The organism is Kitasatospora humi (assembly GCF_020907985.1).
Classification (GTDB): Bacteria; Actinomycetota; Actinomycetes; order Streptomycetales; family Streptomycetaceae; genus Kitasatospora; species Kitasatospora humi.
Genome location: NZ_JAJJPA010000060.1, coordinates 1 through 15,785 on the forward strand (window position 1 = coordinate 1; position 15,785 = coordinate 15,785).

Genomic DNA, 15,785 nt, shown 5'->3' on the forward strand with positions numbered 1-15,785 from the left:
TCGTGGTGGTGGTGATGGTGGTGATGGTGCGGATGGCCGCAGCAGCCGGGGTGGTGGTGATGGTGACCGTGGTGTTCATGGTCTCCCGGGCAGTACCGGTCCGGCGGGCGGGGCTCCGGGGGGTCGTCATCGCCGTGCATGACCATGGACGATAATCAGGCGCGCCGTTGGGGGGATGCGAATCCTTGGCCTGGATGGGTGAATTGACCCGTGCGAGTGGCGCCGAGTCGAACAGTTGCCATGGGTGTCGAGCCCGTGTTCTGGTTTGAGCCGCCGTTTCACCCGGCCAGGTAGCGCCGCAGCAGCACCTTGCACTCGGCGATCAACTCCGGGTCGCCGTCCCGGTCCTGCTCGAAGGCGAGCTTGAGCACCGCGTCCGCGCACTCCAAGGCCACCCGCAGGGCGAGCGGCCCCGGCCGTCGGCCGCTGTCCACCGAGTGCTCGGAGACGAGCCGGAGCAGCAGCGAGGCCACCGCGGTGTTGTTGTCCAGCGTCAGGTCGAGCAGGTGCGCCACATCGCCCATGGCCGGCGGGGTCGGCCCGGTCAGCCCGAAGTCCAGGGCACCGAAGCCCGGCACGGCCCGCTTCATCGCTACGAACTCCTCGACCGCGAGATCCACGAAGCCACCGATGTCCTGCGGGCTCTCGGCCTCCAGGCGCCTGGTCAGCCGGTCCAGGTAGCGCCTCAGGTTGCGCCGGGCCAGCGCTGCCAGCAGGCTCTGCTTGCCGGTGAAGAACTGGTAGAGCGTGCCGATCGGAACCTGGGCCCGGGCCGCCACCTCCTTGGTGGTCAGCGCGGCCGCGCCGGACTCGTCGAGCAACTCCGCGCAGGCGTTCAGGATCCGCTCCAGGCGCTGCTGGCTGCGCTGCTGCACGGGCTTGCGTCGCAGCTCCGGCTCGGTGACCTCGACCGTGGTGGTGCCCGTGCTCTGCTCGGTCATCGGCCCCTTCTCCCTGCAACTCGCCGGTTCTGGCTACCACTCTGCCGCATCGGACCGGCGTTGCGCAGGGGAGCCCCGGTTTCTGATGGTCAGTCAGCGCCGCAGAGCCCAGGGGTGCGCACGCCGCAGAGCCCCAGGGGTGCGCACCGCGGCGACGCCGGCCGCGGTCGCCCACCGGCCGAGGTGGCGTCGGCGAGAGGCAGGGAGCTGGTTGCGCCGGGAAGCGGGAGCCGCAGGCGACCGACGCGTAGTCGGGCGGTCTCCGCCGGTGGGCCGAGCCAGCGCTCGGGAGCCGGCATCGGTCAGCTGTGGCAACTCCTGATCCCGCAGGCCGGCTTGGAACTCCACCGGAAGGCGGCCTTCGATCGAAAGGCCGGCGCGCCCAGGGGACGTGGCAGGCTGCAGAAGCGTGCCCAGGCCGTCCCCCTCGTGATGGCCGGGGGTCGACTGCCGCTCGGCGCCCAGTACTCCGATCAGCATCATGAACCGGTGGGTGGCTGCAACGACTTGGGCGGTGGCGCGGCTGACCCTCAGGGAAGTCGACGGGCCCGGTTCCGGTCAGCGCCTGCGCGGCCGCGCCGGCGGGCGTGCCCGCCACCCCCTGCGGCCCCGATCGGTGTCAACTGGCCAGGCTGGTCCATCAGCCGTGCAAGGGGGTGGCGGCACCATGCAGTGCCTTCGGCTACCCGGTGCAAGACTTCGCGCGTGGATCGCGCGTGGATCCCTCTGAACGGTGGGACTAGCGCTTGGCGTAGTCCGCGAATCCCTGCCAGTCGATCACGACACACGCCTCGTTGCCCACGATCCAGGCATCATGACCGGGCGGGCAGTTCATGAAATCGCCCGGGCCGAACTCCATCTCCTCCCCGTCGTCCATGACGACCTTCATGCGGCCGGAGACGAAGTAACACATGTGGGCCGCTTGGCAACTCTCGGTCTTGGCGATCGGCTTCACATGCTTGGACCACCGCCAGCCCGGTTGGAAGACCGCCCGGCCCACCGGACCCGCGTCGAGGTTGACCAGCGCGAGTTCGCCCATGCCGCCCTCGAAAGGACGGACCTCCTCGGGCGCGTCCAAGCTCCTGCGGATGAGACCAGCCATGTCGCACACTCCAGGGTCGATCGATGGCTTACTACCATCGTCGGCCGAAACCGCGGTGCCCGCAGCCTGCCCGGGCGCCCGGACACGTCAGATTCGGTGGTCCCCGGGCGGTCCCGTGACGGACGACGACGCACTCGCGGCCGGACGAGGAGGCATGGAGGGCGCGCCGGGCGGCGGCCACCTGCTGCCGCGGTGGCCTGCCGTCGTCCGCCACCGCTCGGCGAGCCCCGACCACCCCCGCGCACCCCGGCCGCCGGCGGCGCGACCTGGGGACCGCGCTCCTGCCGGGAGAGCGGGCACCCGGTGCGGGCGTGGGCCGGGCCGGTGGCGGCGACGGCCCGCGGGAGGCGCTGGAAGGTGCCGACGTGCCGCCGCCGATGGTGGTCTCCGCCGGGCGGTGCCGGTGCCGCGGTGCCGGTTCCGGGCCGGTCAGGGGTTGACGGCGTAGCCTTGGCGCGCGGCGAGCGGCTCGGCGGTCACCTCGTGGAGCAGACGGCGCTGGACGCCGGGGTCGAAGTCGCCGGCGAGTGGGGCGGCGACGGCGGCGGCGGACAGGGCGACGGCCTGGACGAGCCGATCGGGCCAAGGGGCGTCGTCGACCAGCCCGAGGGTGAGGGCGGCCACCGCCGCGTCGCCGGCTCCGGTCGGATTGCCGGTGATCGCTCGCGGTGGCCGGGCACGCCAACTGCCCTGCGGGGTGCAGGCGATCATCCCGTCGGCCCCGAGCGAGGCGACCACCGCCCGGGCACCCGCCGCGCACAGGGCCTCGGCTCCGGCGCGCGGGTCGGTGCTGCCGCTGGCGGCGGCGAGTTCATGGGCGTTGGGTTTGGCGATGGCGGGTGCCTCGGCGAGGCCGGCGAGCAGGGCCGCGCCGTCGGCGTCGAGCACGGCCGGCACGCGGTGGGCGCGGGCCCGGCGGATCAGGACGGCGTACGCGTCGGTGGGGACGCCGCCCGGGAGGCTGCCGGAGAGGACGACGGCCTCGGCGCGCGGCACCAACTCGTCGAAACGGCTGAGGAATCGCGCCCATTCGGCGTCGGTGACGACCGGGCCGGGTTCCAGCAGGATCGTGGTGTCGGCGTCGTGTTCGTCGTAGACGGCGACCGTGCGGCGGGTTTCGCCGGTGATCGGCACCAGCTCGTCCGGGATTCCCGCTGCGGCGAGATCGCGGCGCACGGTTTCGCCGGTGGGCCCGCCGACGAGGCCGGTGACGACGGCCGGGTGCCCGAGGGCGTGCAGCACGCGGGCGACGTTGATGCCCTTGCCACCGGCTCGGGTGGCAGTCCCGTGGACGCGGTTGCTCGCGTGCGGGCGGAGCCGGTCGAGCCGGTAGGTGACGTCCAGGGCGGCGTTGAGCGTGACGGTGAGGATCATCCGACGGCCTTCTGTGAGATCTGTCGCGGCGTCACCGGCTGCGGCGACGTGGCGGGCCCGGCCCGGTGGAGGTCCCGGGCCAGCAGGGCGGCGCCCAGGCAGCCTGCCCGGTGGCCGAGTTCGGCGGGACGGACCGGGGGAGCGGTCCGGAAGGTCAGGCGCTCGGCCAGGGCGGTTCGGAGCGGGTCGAAGTACGCGGCTCCCGCGCGGGCCAGCCCACCGCCGATGACGATGCACTCGGGGTCGAGCAGCGTGACGGCGGCGCTGAGGCCATCGGCCAGCGCTTCGACGGCGTCGCGCCAGACCTCGGCTGCGACGGCGTCGCCCGCGTCGGCCCGGTCCCGGACGTCCCGGGCGCTGACGCCGATCTCACCGGTGGCACGGCTGTAGCGACGAGCGATGGCGCAGGCGGAGGCGACGGTCTGGAGGCAGCCCCGGCGACCGCAGGGGCACGGCTCGCCGTCCGGGCGCACCACGAGGTGCCCGATTTCGCCGGCGGATCCCTGCTCGCCGGCGAACGCCTCACCGCCGAGCACGATCGCGGCGGCGATCTCCGTGCCGACCGGGACGAAGAGGAACGAACCGCACTCCCGGCCGGCGCCGAGACGGGCCTCGGCGAGCCCGCCGGCCCGGACGTCGTGCCCGAACGCGACCGGCAGGTCCAGCTCCTCGGCGAGCCAGTCCCGGACCGGGACCCGTCGCCAGCCGAGGTTGGCGGCGAACACGCAGGTCCCCGCTGCTTCGTCCACGATGCCGGGGACGGCGATCCCGGCGGCTGCGGGCCGGTACTCGCGGGCGAGTTCGGCGGCACAGTCGATGACGGTGTCGATGACGGCCTCGGGGCCGCGCTCGGCGCGGGTGAACCGGCGCTCGGAGTGCATCAGGGCGCCGTCCTCCGCCAGCACGCCGGCCTCGATCTCGGTGCCGCCGACGGCGAGCGCGATGACGGTCACGCGGTGCCCTCCTCCGGGCCGCCGCACCACGCGGTCACGCAGCGTGGTCCTTCGGGCCCAGGTCGTGCGGCCAGACGCGCTTCGGGCTCGGGCAGCCCGGCCGGCAGCGGCGCCGCCCTGTGGCGTCGGCACGCCGACCGGCTGTCGGCCGTGGGGATCACGCGGTTCATGGCGTCTCCTGATGCAAGGACCACGATGACAGATGATTGAATCTGCTCAATGTCTAGCAAGTCCAAGCATGAATGCGCAATGGAGAGGCGGCGGATTGCGCACCACGGCGGTGAGCGGACTCCGGCTGATGGCCGACCGGCCCGCGTGCCGTCGACCATGGGCTCGGGTCCGGGCAGCCCCTGGCCCGACGCTTCGAACGCAGCGGACGGTGTCGCTCGCGACGCTTCAGGGCCCCGATCGCCGGGCCCCGCACGGGGGAGTGGCCGCGCTGCCGACCGTCGTGGGCCCCGAGCCCCCGGCGACCGTGGGGGACCCGCAACGGTGCACCGGCGCGGCCGCCCGGTGGGCTGTCGGCCCGGGGATGGACCGATGGCTCTCGAAGGGGCGCAGGGTCGGTGCGGACGCGGTCGACGGCGGGCGACCGGCAAGGTGAGCAGGCACGGGCCGACCGAGCTGCCCACCGCGGCCGGCACGGTGACCAGACGGTGAGACCGGGGGAGCGGTGAGCAGCGGCGTGGCCGTGGCGGCCGCCGCAGTGACGAGTGCGGCGACGAGGCGCCCGTGGCGATCGGGCGGGGCCGCTGCCGGGCGGCGGCGAAGGAGCCACCCGCCGCCACGACGGTGCCACGACGGCGCCGGGAGGGGCAGCGGCGGCGCGCGGATCGCCGCCGCCCGGCGCGCCCGCCAGACCCGCCGGGTCGGTGGGCCGGCGTCGAAGCCGCTCGGACGGCGGCCTGCGCCTCCCATGGCCCGTCAGGCGTGCGCGCGCGGCCCGTCAGCCGTGCGCGCGCCCGGTCACGGTGCCGAGTCGGCGACGTTAGGGCTCTTGTCGTACGCCTCGGTGGGGTTCATGCCGACGTTGTTGAGCTTCACCGTGTCCTGGGTGGCGACCTGGGCGCACTTGCTGGAGTCGTCGGCGGTCTCGGCGGAGGAGTTGCTCAGTGCGGCCTGGGTGTTGACCGGGGCAGGAGTGCCGGCGGAGCTACCGCCGCCACCGCCGAAGGTCGTGCCGCTCGGCCAGTCCTTGCCGATCACCAGGGTGATGCCCGGGCCCATGCCGGGCTTGACCGCCGAAGCGGGCAGACCCACCGAGGCGGCCACCTCCTGGGCGTCGGCCTCGCGGCCCGCCGTGTAGGTCACCTCGCTGGTCTCCTCGGTGCCGGCCGCGTTGGCGGCGGCGGTGCCCGGGTTGTAACCGTCCGCCTTCAGCGCGTCGGCCACGTCGGCGGCGCGTCCGGTGATCCCGCTGCCGTTCCTGACGTGCACCGTGATCTCCGACTTCGGCGCGCCGCCGGCGGCGGGCGCGGCCGGGGCCGAGGTGGGGGCGGCGGTGGTGGCGTCGGGGTTGGCCGTCGAGGTGGCCTGGGCGGCCGCCGAGGCCTTTGAGCCGTCTCCGTTGGTCAGCGAGACGTCGTTGGTGATCGCATTGAACAGGTTCTTCGCCGCGGGGTCGACCACCACCTTGGCAAGGGGGTCGGTGGGGTCCGGGTCGTTCTGCATCGTCGTCATGGTGATGCGGTTGGTCGGGACCTTGTTGAGGTCGTCGGCCAGGTTCACCAGGTTCGTGACGCCGGCGAGGCCGTCGTCGACGGTGAGCGCCTTGGTCGCGGCATTGGCGAGCGAGAGCACCGCCGCGGGGTTGGTGAGGGTGCCCGCACTCTTCAGCTGGCGGACCATCGAGCTGAGGAACATGTGCTGGGCCGACGCGCGGCCCAGGTCGGACCCGTCGCCGAAGCCGTGCCTGGTCCGGACGAACTGCAGCGCGGACATGCCCTGCAGGGTGTGGCTGCCCTTCTTCAGCTTCAGGTGGGAGTAGGGGTCGTAGACGTTGTTGTCGACACAGACCGGCACGCCGCCGACCGCGTCCGACATGCTCACCACACCTTGGAAGTCGACCATCATGAAGTGGTCGATGGGTATGCCGGTCAACTGGTGCACGGCCGCCACCGTGCAGCCCGGACCGTAGTCCAGGGTGCTGTTGATCCGGTCCCGGTGCGGCTTCATCGAGGTGTGGTTCTGGCTGTCCGTGCAACCCGGCAGTGAGGCGTCGGTGTCGCGCGGGATGCTCATCACCGTCGCGTTGCTGCGGTCGGCCGAGACGTGCAGCACCATTTCGACGTCGGCGTTGGCGCCGGGCCCGCAGTCCCCGCCGATCTGGCAGTCGGCGGCATTGTCCCGGCTGTCGGAACCGATCACCAGGATGTTGATCGGGGTGCGGCCGAAGGCGTCGGGCTTCTCGTGGCCGGCGTCGCCGGAGGTGCCGGCGAACAGCGGTGAGTGCTTGATGTTGCCGTCGAGCATCTCGATGATGTAGCCGCCGCCGGCGGCCGCCACCAGCACCAGCCCGGCGGTGGTGTAGGCCAGTATCCGCAGGCCCTTCCGCTTGGGCTTCTTCTTGCTCTTGCGGACCGCCGCACGGCCCTCGGCGGCCGCCCCGGCCGGGCGGGCACCACGTGCACGGCGGGGGGCTTCGGACCCGCCGCCCGCTGATACGTCGACCATCCCCGCAAGCCCTCCTCGACCCGTGTTCCGCGGTGCTGCTCTGCGCCGTTGTGCGCTGTTCTGGGATGGCGACGCTGCGCGACACGCCATCGGTTCCAGTTGCGCAAGGTAGCAAGTGACTCTGAGGTAGTCGGGAGCGGGGCAGGGTGCAGCCCTTCGGGCAGTGGGGACCGGACAAATCGCCCCCGGGTGCGGGGGAAGGCCGAGCCGCTCGACGCGGTGGGGCGCGGTGACCACGCTGGAGGGCACGCCCTCGTGGCGGGCGCCGGCGCCGGTGCCGTCGCGCCCCGGGCGCGCGAACACGTCGGGCAGTCGGCAATGGACTCCGCCGAGGCATCGCCGCGTCGCTCGGTGCGCCACGCGCTGCCCGTGACCGCTGCCCGTGACCGCTTCCCGTGACCGCTTCCCGTGACCGCTGCCCGTGCCCGACAACCGGACCTCCGCTGACTGTGAAGGAAGTTGCCTTCTGCTTCTGGTAGTTCAGCGAACGAGTCCCTAATATGAGGTGAACTCATATTCATTGAGAGGTGTGGCCATGAGCGACCGACGTGATCTCCCGGCCGGCTTCCACTGGGGGGTGTCCACTGCGGCCTACCAGATCGAGGGCGCGGTGGACGAGGACGGTCGCGGACGCTCCGTCTGGGACGAGTTCGTCGACCGGCCCGGGGCGGTGAAGAACGGCGACACCGGGCGGACCGCCTGCGACCACTACCACCGCTATGCCGACGACGTCGCGCTGATGCGTGAACTAGGGCTCGACGGCTACCGGTTCTCGATCGCCTGGCCCAGGATCCAGCCCACCGGCCGGGGTTCGGCGAACCCGGCCGGCCTGGACTTCTACGACCGCCTGGTGGACGCCCTGCTGTCCGCCGGGATCACCCCGCTGCCCACGCTCTTCCACTGGGACCTGCCGCAGGTGCTGGAGGAGGGCGGCGGCTGGCTGGCACGTGACACCGCCCACCGCTTCGCCGACTACGCCGCGATCGTGGCGGACCGTCTCGGCGACCGGGTGCCGGCCTGGATCACCCTCAACGAGCCCGTGGTCCACATGGTCTTCGGGTACGCCTTCGGCATCCACGCCCCAGGCCGTGCCCTGATGCTGGACGCCCTGCCCGCCGGGCACCACCAACTCCTCGGCCACGCGCTGGCCGCGGCGCAACTGCGCGGGCGCGGCGGCCGGGTGCTGATCGCCAACAACCTCACCCCCGTATGGCCCGCCTCGCCGAGCGAGCAGGACCGGACCGCCGCCGACGCCTATGACGCGCTGCACAACCGCCTGTTCACCGACCCGATCCTGCTCGGCCGCTACCCGGATCTGAGCGCCTACGGAGTCGCCCCGGACCTGGGTGGCAGCGTCCACCCCGGTGACCTGGAACTGATCGCCGCCTCCGGCCGGTTGGACGGGCTCGGCGTCAACTACTACAACCCCACCCGGATCGCCGCCCCCACCGACCCCGCCCTACCCTTCACCGAGGTGGAGATCGACGGCGTTCCCCGGACCCACTTCGGCTGGCCCGTCGTGCCCGACGGCCTTCGCCAACTCCTCCTCACCCTCCGCGATCGCTACGGCACCGCCCTGCCGCCCGTCACCATCACCGAGAACGGCTGCTCCACCGACGACGCCCTCGACGACCGCTTCCGCATCGACTACCTGGCCGGCCACCTCGACGCGCTCGCCGAGGCAGTCGCCCAGGGAGTGGACGTTCGCGGCTACTACACCTGGTCCTTGATCGACAACTTCGAATGGGCGGACGGGATGAGTCAGCGGTTCGGCCTGGTGCACGTCGACTTCACCACCCAGCGCCGCACCCCGAAGGCCTCCTACTCCTGGTACCGAGAGCTGATCGCCGCTCACCGGGCAGCGCACGGACGGTAGTTGATCGAACGCGCCAAGCGGCGGTCGGTCGCGCCGGTTTCCCCGGCAGCCGCTCGGTCGCTCGGTCGCGCCGTTCCCCGGCAGTCGCTCGGTCGCACGGTGGCTCGGTCGCCCGGTGGGTCGGTCGCCACCGTTCCAGGGCACCGGAGGCGCCTTGCGGCATCACTTGCCCGCTGGGGCTTTCGACGGGTGGTCCCCCAGGTCGGCCACTCCGGGTGACGGCTGCGCCGCCTGGCCGGGGCGGCGGCGCAGCCAGACGTAGAGCACCAGGACCGGCAGGAGCAGGCCGACGGCGCTGAGGGTGATGAAGGCCGTCAAGCTGCTGATGTGGTTGACCAGCCACTCGAAGTTCTGGCCGAAGAAGCCGACCACGAAGGAGAGCGGGAGGAACACCGTGGCGATGATCGTGAGCCTCTCCATCGTGGCGCTCTGGCGAAGATTGATCTTGTTCTGCTCGACGGAGATCACCGCGATGTTCGCTTCGAGGACGGTGGCCAGCAGATCGCGCTGGGCCGCGACCTCCTCGTTGACCAGCAGCAGGTGGTCCTGAACGTCGCGGAAGTACGGCAGGAGCTCTCCGGGGGACCGGCGGGGCAGCACCCGCCGGGCGAGTACGGCGAGCAGCGGGTGCACGGCGCGGTAGAAGTCGGTGGCCTCGCGGCGCAGGAAGTAGATGCGTTCGGTCGGGGCGACCGTGCCGGAGAAGACCGTGGCCTCGATCTGCTCGATGTCGCGTTCGAGCTCGGCGACGACGGGCGAGTAGCTGTCGACCACCTGGTCGAGGATCGCCCACAGGGTCGATGCGCTGCCGGCGCGCAGGAGTTCGGGGCGGCGTTCGAGTCGGCTGCGGGCGCCGCCCAACTCGCTGGCGATGCCCTGGCGGACGGTGATCACGAAGTGTTCGGCGAGGAAGACGCTGATCTCGCCGGTGTCGACCTCCTCGCGCTCGTCGTCGTAGCGCGCGGTGCGCAGGACGATCAGCTCGGTGCCGTCCTCGTACTGCTCGGCCTTGGGCCGCAGGTGGAAGGCCTGGGCGTCCTCGACGGCGAGTTCGTGCAGCCCGAAGCTGGCGCGCACCCTGTCGAGCTCCTCGGGGGCCGGTTCGAACATGCCGAGCCAGACGAACCCGCCCTCCGTGCAGCGCGCGGCCGCCTCCTCCAGCGACATGGGCCCCTCGTGCTGCCGACTTCCGTCGCGGTAGTGCGCGCAGTCGACGATCATGCTCTTCCTCCTCGTGCCCAGCCGGCTGCGCCGCGTGTCGCCCCACCGGCGGCTCAGCACGCCGCAGACGCCCCCACCCACAGATGCTCCTCCGATTCGCCCGGACCCGCCCACGGAAGGCCCGGAGACGACCGGGCAGCCGGTCGGCCCGCGGCCCGTCGCCGACCACCGGCCCGGGTCCTGATGCGGTTCGGGGGCGGGCGTGGGAGGTTGGGTGTTCGGGGGCGGACGACCGTACAGGGCGGCCGCCCGGGGCACGGTGCTCCAGCGGAGGCCGTGCCGTCGAACCGGTTCGGAGGTGCCCGATGACCGTGCCGATGGGAGTCGAGGAGGAGTTCCACATCGTCGACGTGGAGACCCGGATGCTGGCGGCACGGGCCCACGAGGTGCTGGAACGCTTACCGGCCCGCGGCTTCACGACCGAGTTCCTCCAGTCGGCCGTCGAGACCAACAGCGGTGTGCACGCCTCGCTGGACGCCCTCCACGCCGACCTGGCCCGCTCCCGGCGGAGCCTGGTCGACGCGGCCGCCCCGCTGGGTCTGGCCGTGGTCGCGGCCGGCACCGCGCCGCTCGCCCGGACGGAGTCGGTGGAGGCCACCCCGGACCCGCGGTACCTGCACATGGCCGACGAGTACCGCACGGTGGCTGACGAGCAGCTGATCTGCGGCGTCCAGTTCCACGTGGACGTGCCCGACCGCGACATGGCCGTCCGCGTGATGTGCCTGGTCTCGCCCTGGCTGCCGACCCTGCTGGCACTGTCCGCCAGCTCACCCTTCTGGCTCGGCGCGGACACGGGTTACGCCAGTTGGCGCACCATGCTGTGGCAGCGCTGGCCCACCAGCGGCCCGGTCGGCTGCTTCGGTTCGGCAGCGGCCTACGACACGGCCGTGGGCCGGTTGATCCGCTCCGGGGTGATCACCGATGCCGGGATGGTCTACTACGACATCCGGCCGTCAGCGCACCGGCCGACCCTGGAGCTGCGGGTGTGCGACGCCTGCCCCCGGGTGGAAACGGCCGTGATGATCGCCGGACTGTTCCGCGCGCTGGTGGTGGACGCCTGCGAGGCGGTACGGCGATCCAACGGCTGTCCGCACTCCCGCCAGCCCTGGCTGCGCGCCATGACCTGGCGGGCCGCCCGCTCGGGACTGGGCGGCCACCTGGTCGACCCGGACACCGGTCTGGAGCAGCCGGCCTGCGCGGTGGTCCGCTCGCTGCTGGCGCGGTTGCGGCCGACCCTGGAGGGGTTCGGCGACTGGCCGACGGTCTCCGGACTGGTCGAGGAGACGCTGGGGCTGGGCGACGTCGCCCACCGGCTTCGGCGCGTCGCCGCCGACGGCGGCTTGACGGCGGCCGTCGACTTCCTGATCGCCCGGACCCGGGCGAACCCAGCGGTGATCGGTCCCCGCGCGCGGATCGACCGCAGGAGCCTGTCCGCCCGCTGCCGGCAGAACCGGGCCGCTCGGCTCGCGGCCCACCGGTCCGGCGCCCTGCTGCGCCGCACGGGCCGGACGGCCGGCCGGACGGGCCGGACGACGGCCGCGGACGGCCAGTCCTACGCAGGCCGCTGGGACCCGACCATCGCCACCGTCCTCCCGACGGCCCCCCGGCGCCGCCCGAACGGGGGTGGCTCGGCATGTGCGGGCTGAGCGGAGAGATCCGCTTCGACGGCGGGCGCCCCGACCTGGCCGCCGTGGAGCGCATGACCGATCGGTTGGCGGCCCGCGGGCCCGATGGCCGCGGAGTGTGGTCGCAGGGCGCCACGGCGCTCGGCCACCGCCGTCTGAAGATCATCGACCTGTCCGAGCGCGGTGCCCAGCCGATGACCGACGCGGTGAGCGGCCTCACCGTCGTCTTCAACGGCTGCATCTACAACTACCAGGCGCTGCGGCAGGAGTTGGAGGACCTGGGGCACCGCTTCTACTCCACCTCCGACACCGAGGTGCTGCTCAAGGCGTACCGGCAGTGGGGCACGGCCTGCGTGCGACGACTGCTCGGCATGTTCGCCTTCGCCGTGGCCGAACCGGACACCGGTCGGCTGGTGCTCGGCCGCGACCGGCTCGGGATCAAGCCCCTCTACCTGGCGCGGCGGCCGGGCCGGCTGCGCTTCGCCTCCTCACTGCCCGCCCTGCTCGCGGGCGGTGGCGTGGACACCTCCATCGACCCGGCCGCACTGCACCAGTACCTGACCCTGCACGGCACGGTGGCGGCCCCGCGCACCGTGCTCACCGGCGTCCGCAAGCTGCCGCCCGCCACCGTGCGGGTCGTGGAGGCGGACGGCGGCCAGCACGACGAGTGCTACTGGCAGCCGTCCTACAGCCGTCGGCCGGAGCACGCGGGCATGGACGCCGCCGACTGGCGCGACGCCGTGCTCGACGCGCTGCGCACCGCCGTCCGCCGCCGCACGGTGGCGGACGTACCGATCGGGGTGCTGCTCTCCGGCGGTCTGGACTCCAGCCTGATCGTGGCGCTGCTCGCCGAAGCCGGGCAGGACGACCAGGCCACCTTCAGCGTGGGGTTCGAGGCGGAACGCGGCGAGGAGGGCGACGAGTTCGGCTATTCGGACTTGGTGGCCCGGGAGTTCGCCACCGACCACCACCAGATCATGGTCCCGTCGGACCGGGTGCGGGGCGCCCTGGACCGGGCGGTGGCGGCCATGAGCGAGCCGATGGTCAGCCATGACGTGGTCGCCTTCCACCTGCTGTCGGAACAGGTCTCCAAACACGTCAGCGTCGTGCAGAGCGGGCAGGGTGCCGATGAGGTCTTCGCCGGGTACCGCTGGCACCCCGCCCTGGCGGCCGTGCCGCGCGAACGGGAGCCCGAGACCTTCGCCAAGGTGTTCTTCGACCGGTCGCACGCCGAACTGGCCCGGATGCTCCGGCCGGAGCTGCTGGCGGACCACGACGCCTCCAGCGAACTGGTCCGCGCGAGCATGGCGCCCGCGGGGGCGGAGACCGCCCTGGACGCCGCCATCCGGCTGGACACCCATGTGCTGATGGTCGACGACCCGGTCAAGCGGGTCGACAACATGACCATGGACTGGGGCCTGGAGGCACGCGTGCCGTTCCTGGACCACGAGCTGGTCGAGCTGGCCGCCGCCTGCCCGCCGCAGTTCAAGCTCGCCCACGGCGGCAAGGGGGTCCTCAAGGACGCCGCCCGCAAGCTCCTGCCGCGCGAGGTCATCGACCGACCCAAGGGCTACTTCCCCGTGCCGGCGATCCGGCGGATGGCCCCGCCGGTGCTCGGCCGGATCCAGCAGGCCCTGGCGGCCCCCGAGGCCCGGTCCCGGGGAATCTTCCAGGAGACCTATCTGGCCGAGCTGCTCGCCGCACCGGACGCCCATCGCACGGCACGCGGGGCCAACGCGCTGTGGCAGGTGGCCCTGCTGGAGATGTGGCTGCAGTCCCACGGGATCAGCTGAACGGGAGGCGGACCGTGGTGGACCAGCGCTCCGATCCCGTGGCCCCGCCGCCGGCGGCCCCTCAGGCCGTGGTCCTCCCGGACGCCCACGACAGCCGGGAGGGCCACAGCCCGGTGACCGCCCACGGTTGCTGGTACCCCTCGGCGGACCCCACCGGCGGGCAGGTGGCCTTCATCTGCAACCGCGGCGGCGTACCGCAGCTGTGGACCGGATCAGCCGACGGCGACGACGTGCACCTGCTGGACACCGGCATCGACCCGGTGATCGAGGTCTCGTGGTCCCCGGACGGCCGCTGGATCGCCTACACCACCGCCCCCGGCGGGGGTGAGCACACCCGGGTGCTCTGCGTGCGGCCGGACGGCGGCGACCGCCGGATCCTGGCCGGCGCGCTGGCGGGCAGCACCGCCTACCTCGGCCGCTGGACCCGCGACGGTTCGGCCATCGCCATCACCACCACCGACCCGCTGGTCGGCTTGCCCGCCACCGAGACCGGCACCGCCGCACCTGCCGAGCCGTACCAGGAGGTGCCCCCGAGCGAGTGGATCAGCCGCGACGGGCGCGCCGTGCTGCTCGGCGGCGCCCACCACGGCGAGGTCGGGACCCTGCTGCTGGACGCCGGCCTGCCGGGGGCGGTGCCGACGGCGTTGCGTCCGGCGATGCCCGCCCCGTACGAAACCGGCCTGGAACCGCACCTCACAGGCGGGGGCCTGGCCGCCTACCTGGCCGATCCGACCGGCGTGCGGCCCCCCGAACTCCTCGCCACCGAACCGGCGGGCGCCACCCTGCGGGTGTGCGACACCACCTCGGACGGCCGGCTCGTCCTGCTGCTGCGAGGGCCGCGCGGCCGGCGCGAGGCCGTGGTGCTGCGGGCCGACAGCGGTGAGACGGCCTGCACCGTGCCGGTGGCCGACGGGGACCCGTGGATCGGCCGGTTCTCGCCCGACGGCCGGACGTTGTACCTGCGCAGCGACGCCGACCGTGAGTTCGCGGCCCTGGTCACCGCCGAGCTCGGGCCGGACGGCCACTGCCGACGTCGCCAGGTGATCGCCCAACGGGACTGTGTCGACCTGGAGTTGCTGTCCGTCCGGGACGACGGCCACAGCGCCGTCCTGGCCTGGAACGTGCGCGGCCGCACCGAGCTGGAGGTCGTCGCCCTGCCCGCCGCGGGGCGGCGCCGGGCCGGCGCCGGCACCGGGGCGGAGGTGGACGGCGCACCGCCCGAACTCGCCCCGCGCCCACTGCCGCTGACGCACGAGGTGGTGACCCGGATCAGCCCGGCGGGCCCGTCGGGCTTGGCACTGGCCGTCTCCGGCTCCGTGCGCCGGCCCGGCATCTGGCACGCGGCCGACGGCGGGCCGCCCGTCCGCACCCCGTGGTCCTCGCGGGACGAGGACGCCGTCGCACCCGGCCGGCCGCCGCCGGAGCGGCCCGAGCACCTGCGCCTGCGGGCCCGCGACGGGCTGGAACTGGGCGGCTGGTACTATCGCGCACCCGGCGCCGGCCCCGACCTGCGGGCGCCGTGCGTCGTCCATCTGCACGGCGGCCCGGAGCAGCAGGAGCGACCGGTCTTCGACCCGCTCTACCACGAACTGCTCGGCCACGGCCTGGACGTCTTCGCCCCCGACGTGCGCGGCTCGCTGGGCTCCGGCCGCTCCTTCGTCAACGCCGACCTCGGAACCGGGCGGTTCGCGGCGATCGACGACGTCGCGGACTGCGCCACGCACGTGGTCGGCCTGGGACTCGCCGACCCCCGCCGGCTGGCCGTGATGGGCCACTCCTACGGCGGCTACCTCACGCTGGCCTCCCTGGTCTGGCATCCGGAGCTGTTCCGCACCGGTGTCTCCGTGTGCGGCATGTCGGACTTCCTGACGTTCTTCGCCGGCACCGAGCCGTGGATCGCCCGATCGGCCGCGGCCAAGTACGGCCACCCCGAACGCGACCGGGACCTGCTGCACGCGCTCTCCCCGATGAGCCGGATCGACGCCCTGCGGGTGCCGCTGCTGGCCGTTCACGGTGAGCACGACACCAATGTGCCACTGGGCGAGTCCGAGCAGATGGTCCTGGCGGCCCGCCAACGGGGGATCCCCGCCGAACTGCTGGTCCTGCCCAACGAGGGCCACGAGTTCAGGAACACCCGCAACCGGGTGCTGTTCCGCCGCACCGCGGCCGCCTGGATCGAACGCCACCTCGCCGACTGAGCGGTGCGCTTCGTTCCGCGGGTCGGGCA

10 protein-coding genes are annotated in these 15,785 nt (G+C 73.1%); 4 read left to right on the plus strand and 6 right to left on the minus strand.

Annotated features, from left to right (window positions below; all coding sequences use genetic code 11):
- Nucleotides 1-278: 278 nt before the first annotated feature.
- The 5 genes from LN042_RS32380 to LN042_RS32400 all read right to left on the minus strand — a co-directional run bounded on the left by LN042_RS32380 (nt 279) and on the right by LN042_RS32400 (nt 7,043).
- Nucleotides 279-941 (minus strand): TetR/AcrR family transcriptional regulator, encoded by a 663-nt coding sequence (locus tag LN042_RS32380; protein ID WP_230055010.1) that lies wholly within the window; start codon nt 939-941, stop codon nt 279-281.
- A gap of 739 nt (nt 942-1,680) precedes the next feature.
- The gene (locus tag LN042_RS32385) at nt 1,681-2,043 is read right to left on the minus strand and encodes a cupin domain-containing protein (RefSeq protein WP_230055011.1); all 363 of its coding nucleotides are present in this window, start codon (nt 2,041-2,043) and stop codon (nt 1,681-1,683) included.
- Between the two features lie 429 nt (nt 2,044-2,472).
- Nucleotides 2,473-3,417 (minus strand): 1-phosphofructokinase family hexose kinase, encoded by a 945-nt coding sequence (locus LN042_RS32390; RefSeq protein WP_230055012.1) that lies wholly within the window; start codon nt 3,415-3,417, stop codon nt 2,473-2,475.
- Nucleotides 3,414-4,370 (minus strand): ROK family protein, encoded by a 957-nt coding sequence (locus LN042_RS32395; protein WP_230055013.1) that lies wholly within the window; start codon nt 4,368-4,370, stop codon nt 3,414-3,416. The genes LN042_RS32390 and LN042_RS32395 overlap by 4 nt, the downstream gene beginning before the upstream one ends.
- A gap of 966 nt (nt 4,371-5,336) precedes the next feature.
- A complete protein-coding gene (locus tag LN042_RS32400; protein WP_230055014.1) occupies nt 5,337-7,043 on the minus strand; it encodes an LCP family protein in 1,707 nt (568 codons plus the stop codon).
- A 535-nt stretch (nt 7,044-7,578) separates the two neighbouring features.
- On the opposite strand from LN042_RS32400, the gene LN042_RS32405 reads away from it, so the two are divergent.
- Nucleotides 7,579-8,919, plus strand: a complete 1,341-nt coding sequence (locus tag LN042_RS32405) for a GH1 family beta-glucosidase (protein ID WP_230055015.1) — start codon at nt 7,579-7,581, stop codon at nt 8,917-8,919.
- A 162-nt stretch (nt 8,920-9,081) separates the two neighbouring features.
- On the opposite strand, the gene LN042_RS32410 is transcribed toward LN042_RS32405, so the two are convergent.
- Nucleotides 9,082-10,140, minus strand: a complete 1,059-nt coding sequence (locus tag LN042_RS32410) for a magnesium and cobalt transport protein CorA (protein WP_230055016.1) — start codon at nt 10,138-10,140, stop codon at nt 9,082-9,084.
- A gap of 305 nt (nt 10,141-10,445) precedes the next feature.
- Here LN042_RS32410 and LN042_RS32415 point away from each other — a divergent pair, with 305 nt between their 5' ends.
- Genes LN042_RS32415 through LN042_RS32425 form a run of 3 tightly spaced genes read left to right on the plus strand, consistent with a single transcriptional unit; the run spans nt 10,446 to nt 15,756 of the window.
- A complete protein-coding gene (locus LN042_RS32415) occupies nt 10,446-11,786 on the plus strand; it encodes a carboxylate-amine ligase (RefSeq protein ID WP_230055017.1) in 1,341 nt (446 codons plus the stop codon).
- Nucleotides 11,774-13,558 carry an N-acetylglutaminylglutamine amidotransferase gene (locus LN042_RS32420; protein WP_230055018.1) on the plus strand — a complete coding sequence of 595 codons (1,785 nt, stop codon included), beginning with the start codon at nt 11,774-11,776 and terminating at the stop codon, nt 13,556-13,558. The genes LN042_RS32415 and LN042_RS32420 overlap by 13 nt, the downstream gene beginning before the upstream one ends.
- Nucleotides 13,531-15,756: an alpha/beta fold hydrolase gene (locus tag LN042_RS32425; RefSeq protein WP_372495857.1), complete on the plus strand. Its 2,226-nt coding sequence runs from the start codon at nt 13,531-13,533 to the stop codon at nt 15,754-15,756. Before LN042_RS32420 ends, LN042_RS32425 begins: the two co-directional genes overlap by 28 nt.
- Nucleotides 15,757-15,785: the final 29 nt, after the last annotated feature.

Bases quoted from the DNA above. Each gene is read 5' to 3' on its own strand.
- LN042_RS32380 (WP_230055010.1), bottom strand. From the start codon at position 941: ATGACCGAGCAGAGCACGGGCACCACCACGGTCGAGGTCACCGAGCCG.
- LN042_RS32385 (WP_230055011.1), bottom strand. From the start codon at position 2,043: ATGGCTGGTCTCATCCGCAGGAGCTTGGACGCGCCCGAGGAGGTCCGT.
- LN042_RS32390 (WP_230055012.1), bottom strand. From the start codon at position 3,417: ATGATCCTCACCGTCACGCTCAACGCCGCCCTGGACGTCACCTACCGG.
- LN042_RS32400 (WP_230055014.1), bottom strand. From the start codon at position 7,043: ATGGTCGACGTATCAGCGGGCGGCGGGTCCGAAGCCCCCCGCCGTGCA.
- LN042_RS32405 (WP_230055015.1), top strand. From the start codon at position 7,579: ATGAGCGACCGACGTGATCTCCCGGCCGGCTTCCACTGGGGGGTGTCC.
- LN042_RS32410 (WP_230055016.1), bottom strand. From the start codon at position 10,140: ATGATCGTCGACTGCGCGCACTACCGCGACGGAAGTCGGCAGCACGAG.
- LN042_RS32415 (WP_230055017.1), top strand. From the start codon at position 10,446: ATGACCGTGCCGATGGGAGTCGAGGAGGAGTTCCACATCGTCGACGTG.
- LN042_RS32420 (WP_230055018.1), top strand. From the start codon at position 11,774: ATGTGCGGGCTGAGCGGAGAGATCCGCTTCGACGGCGGGCGCCCCGAC.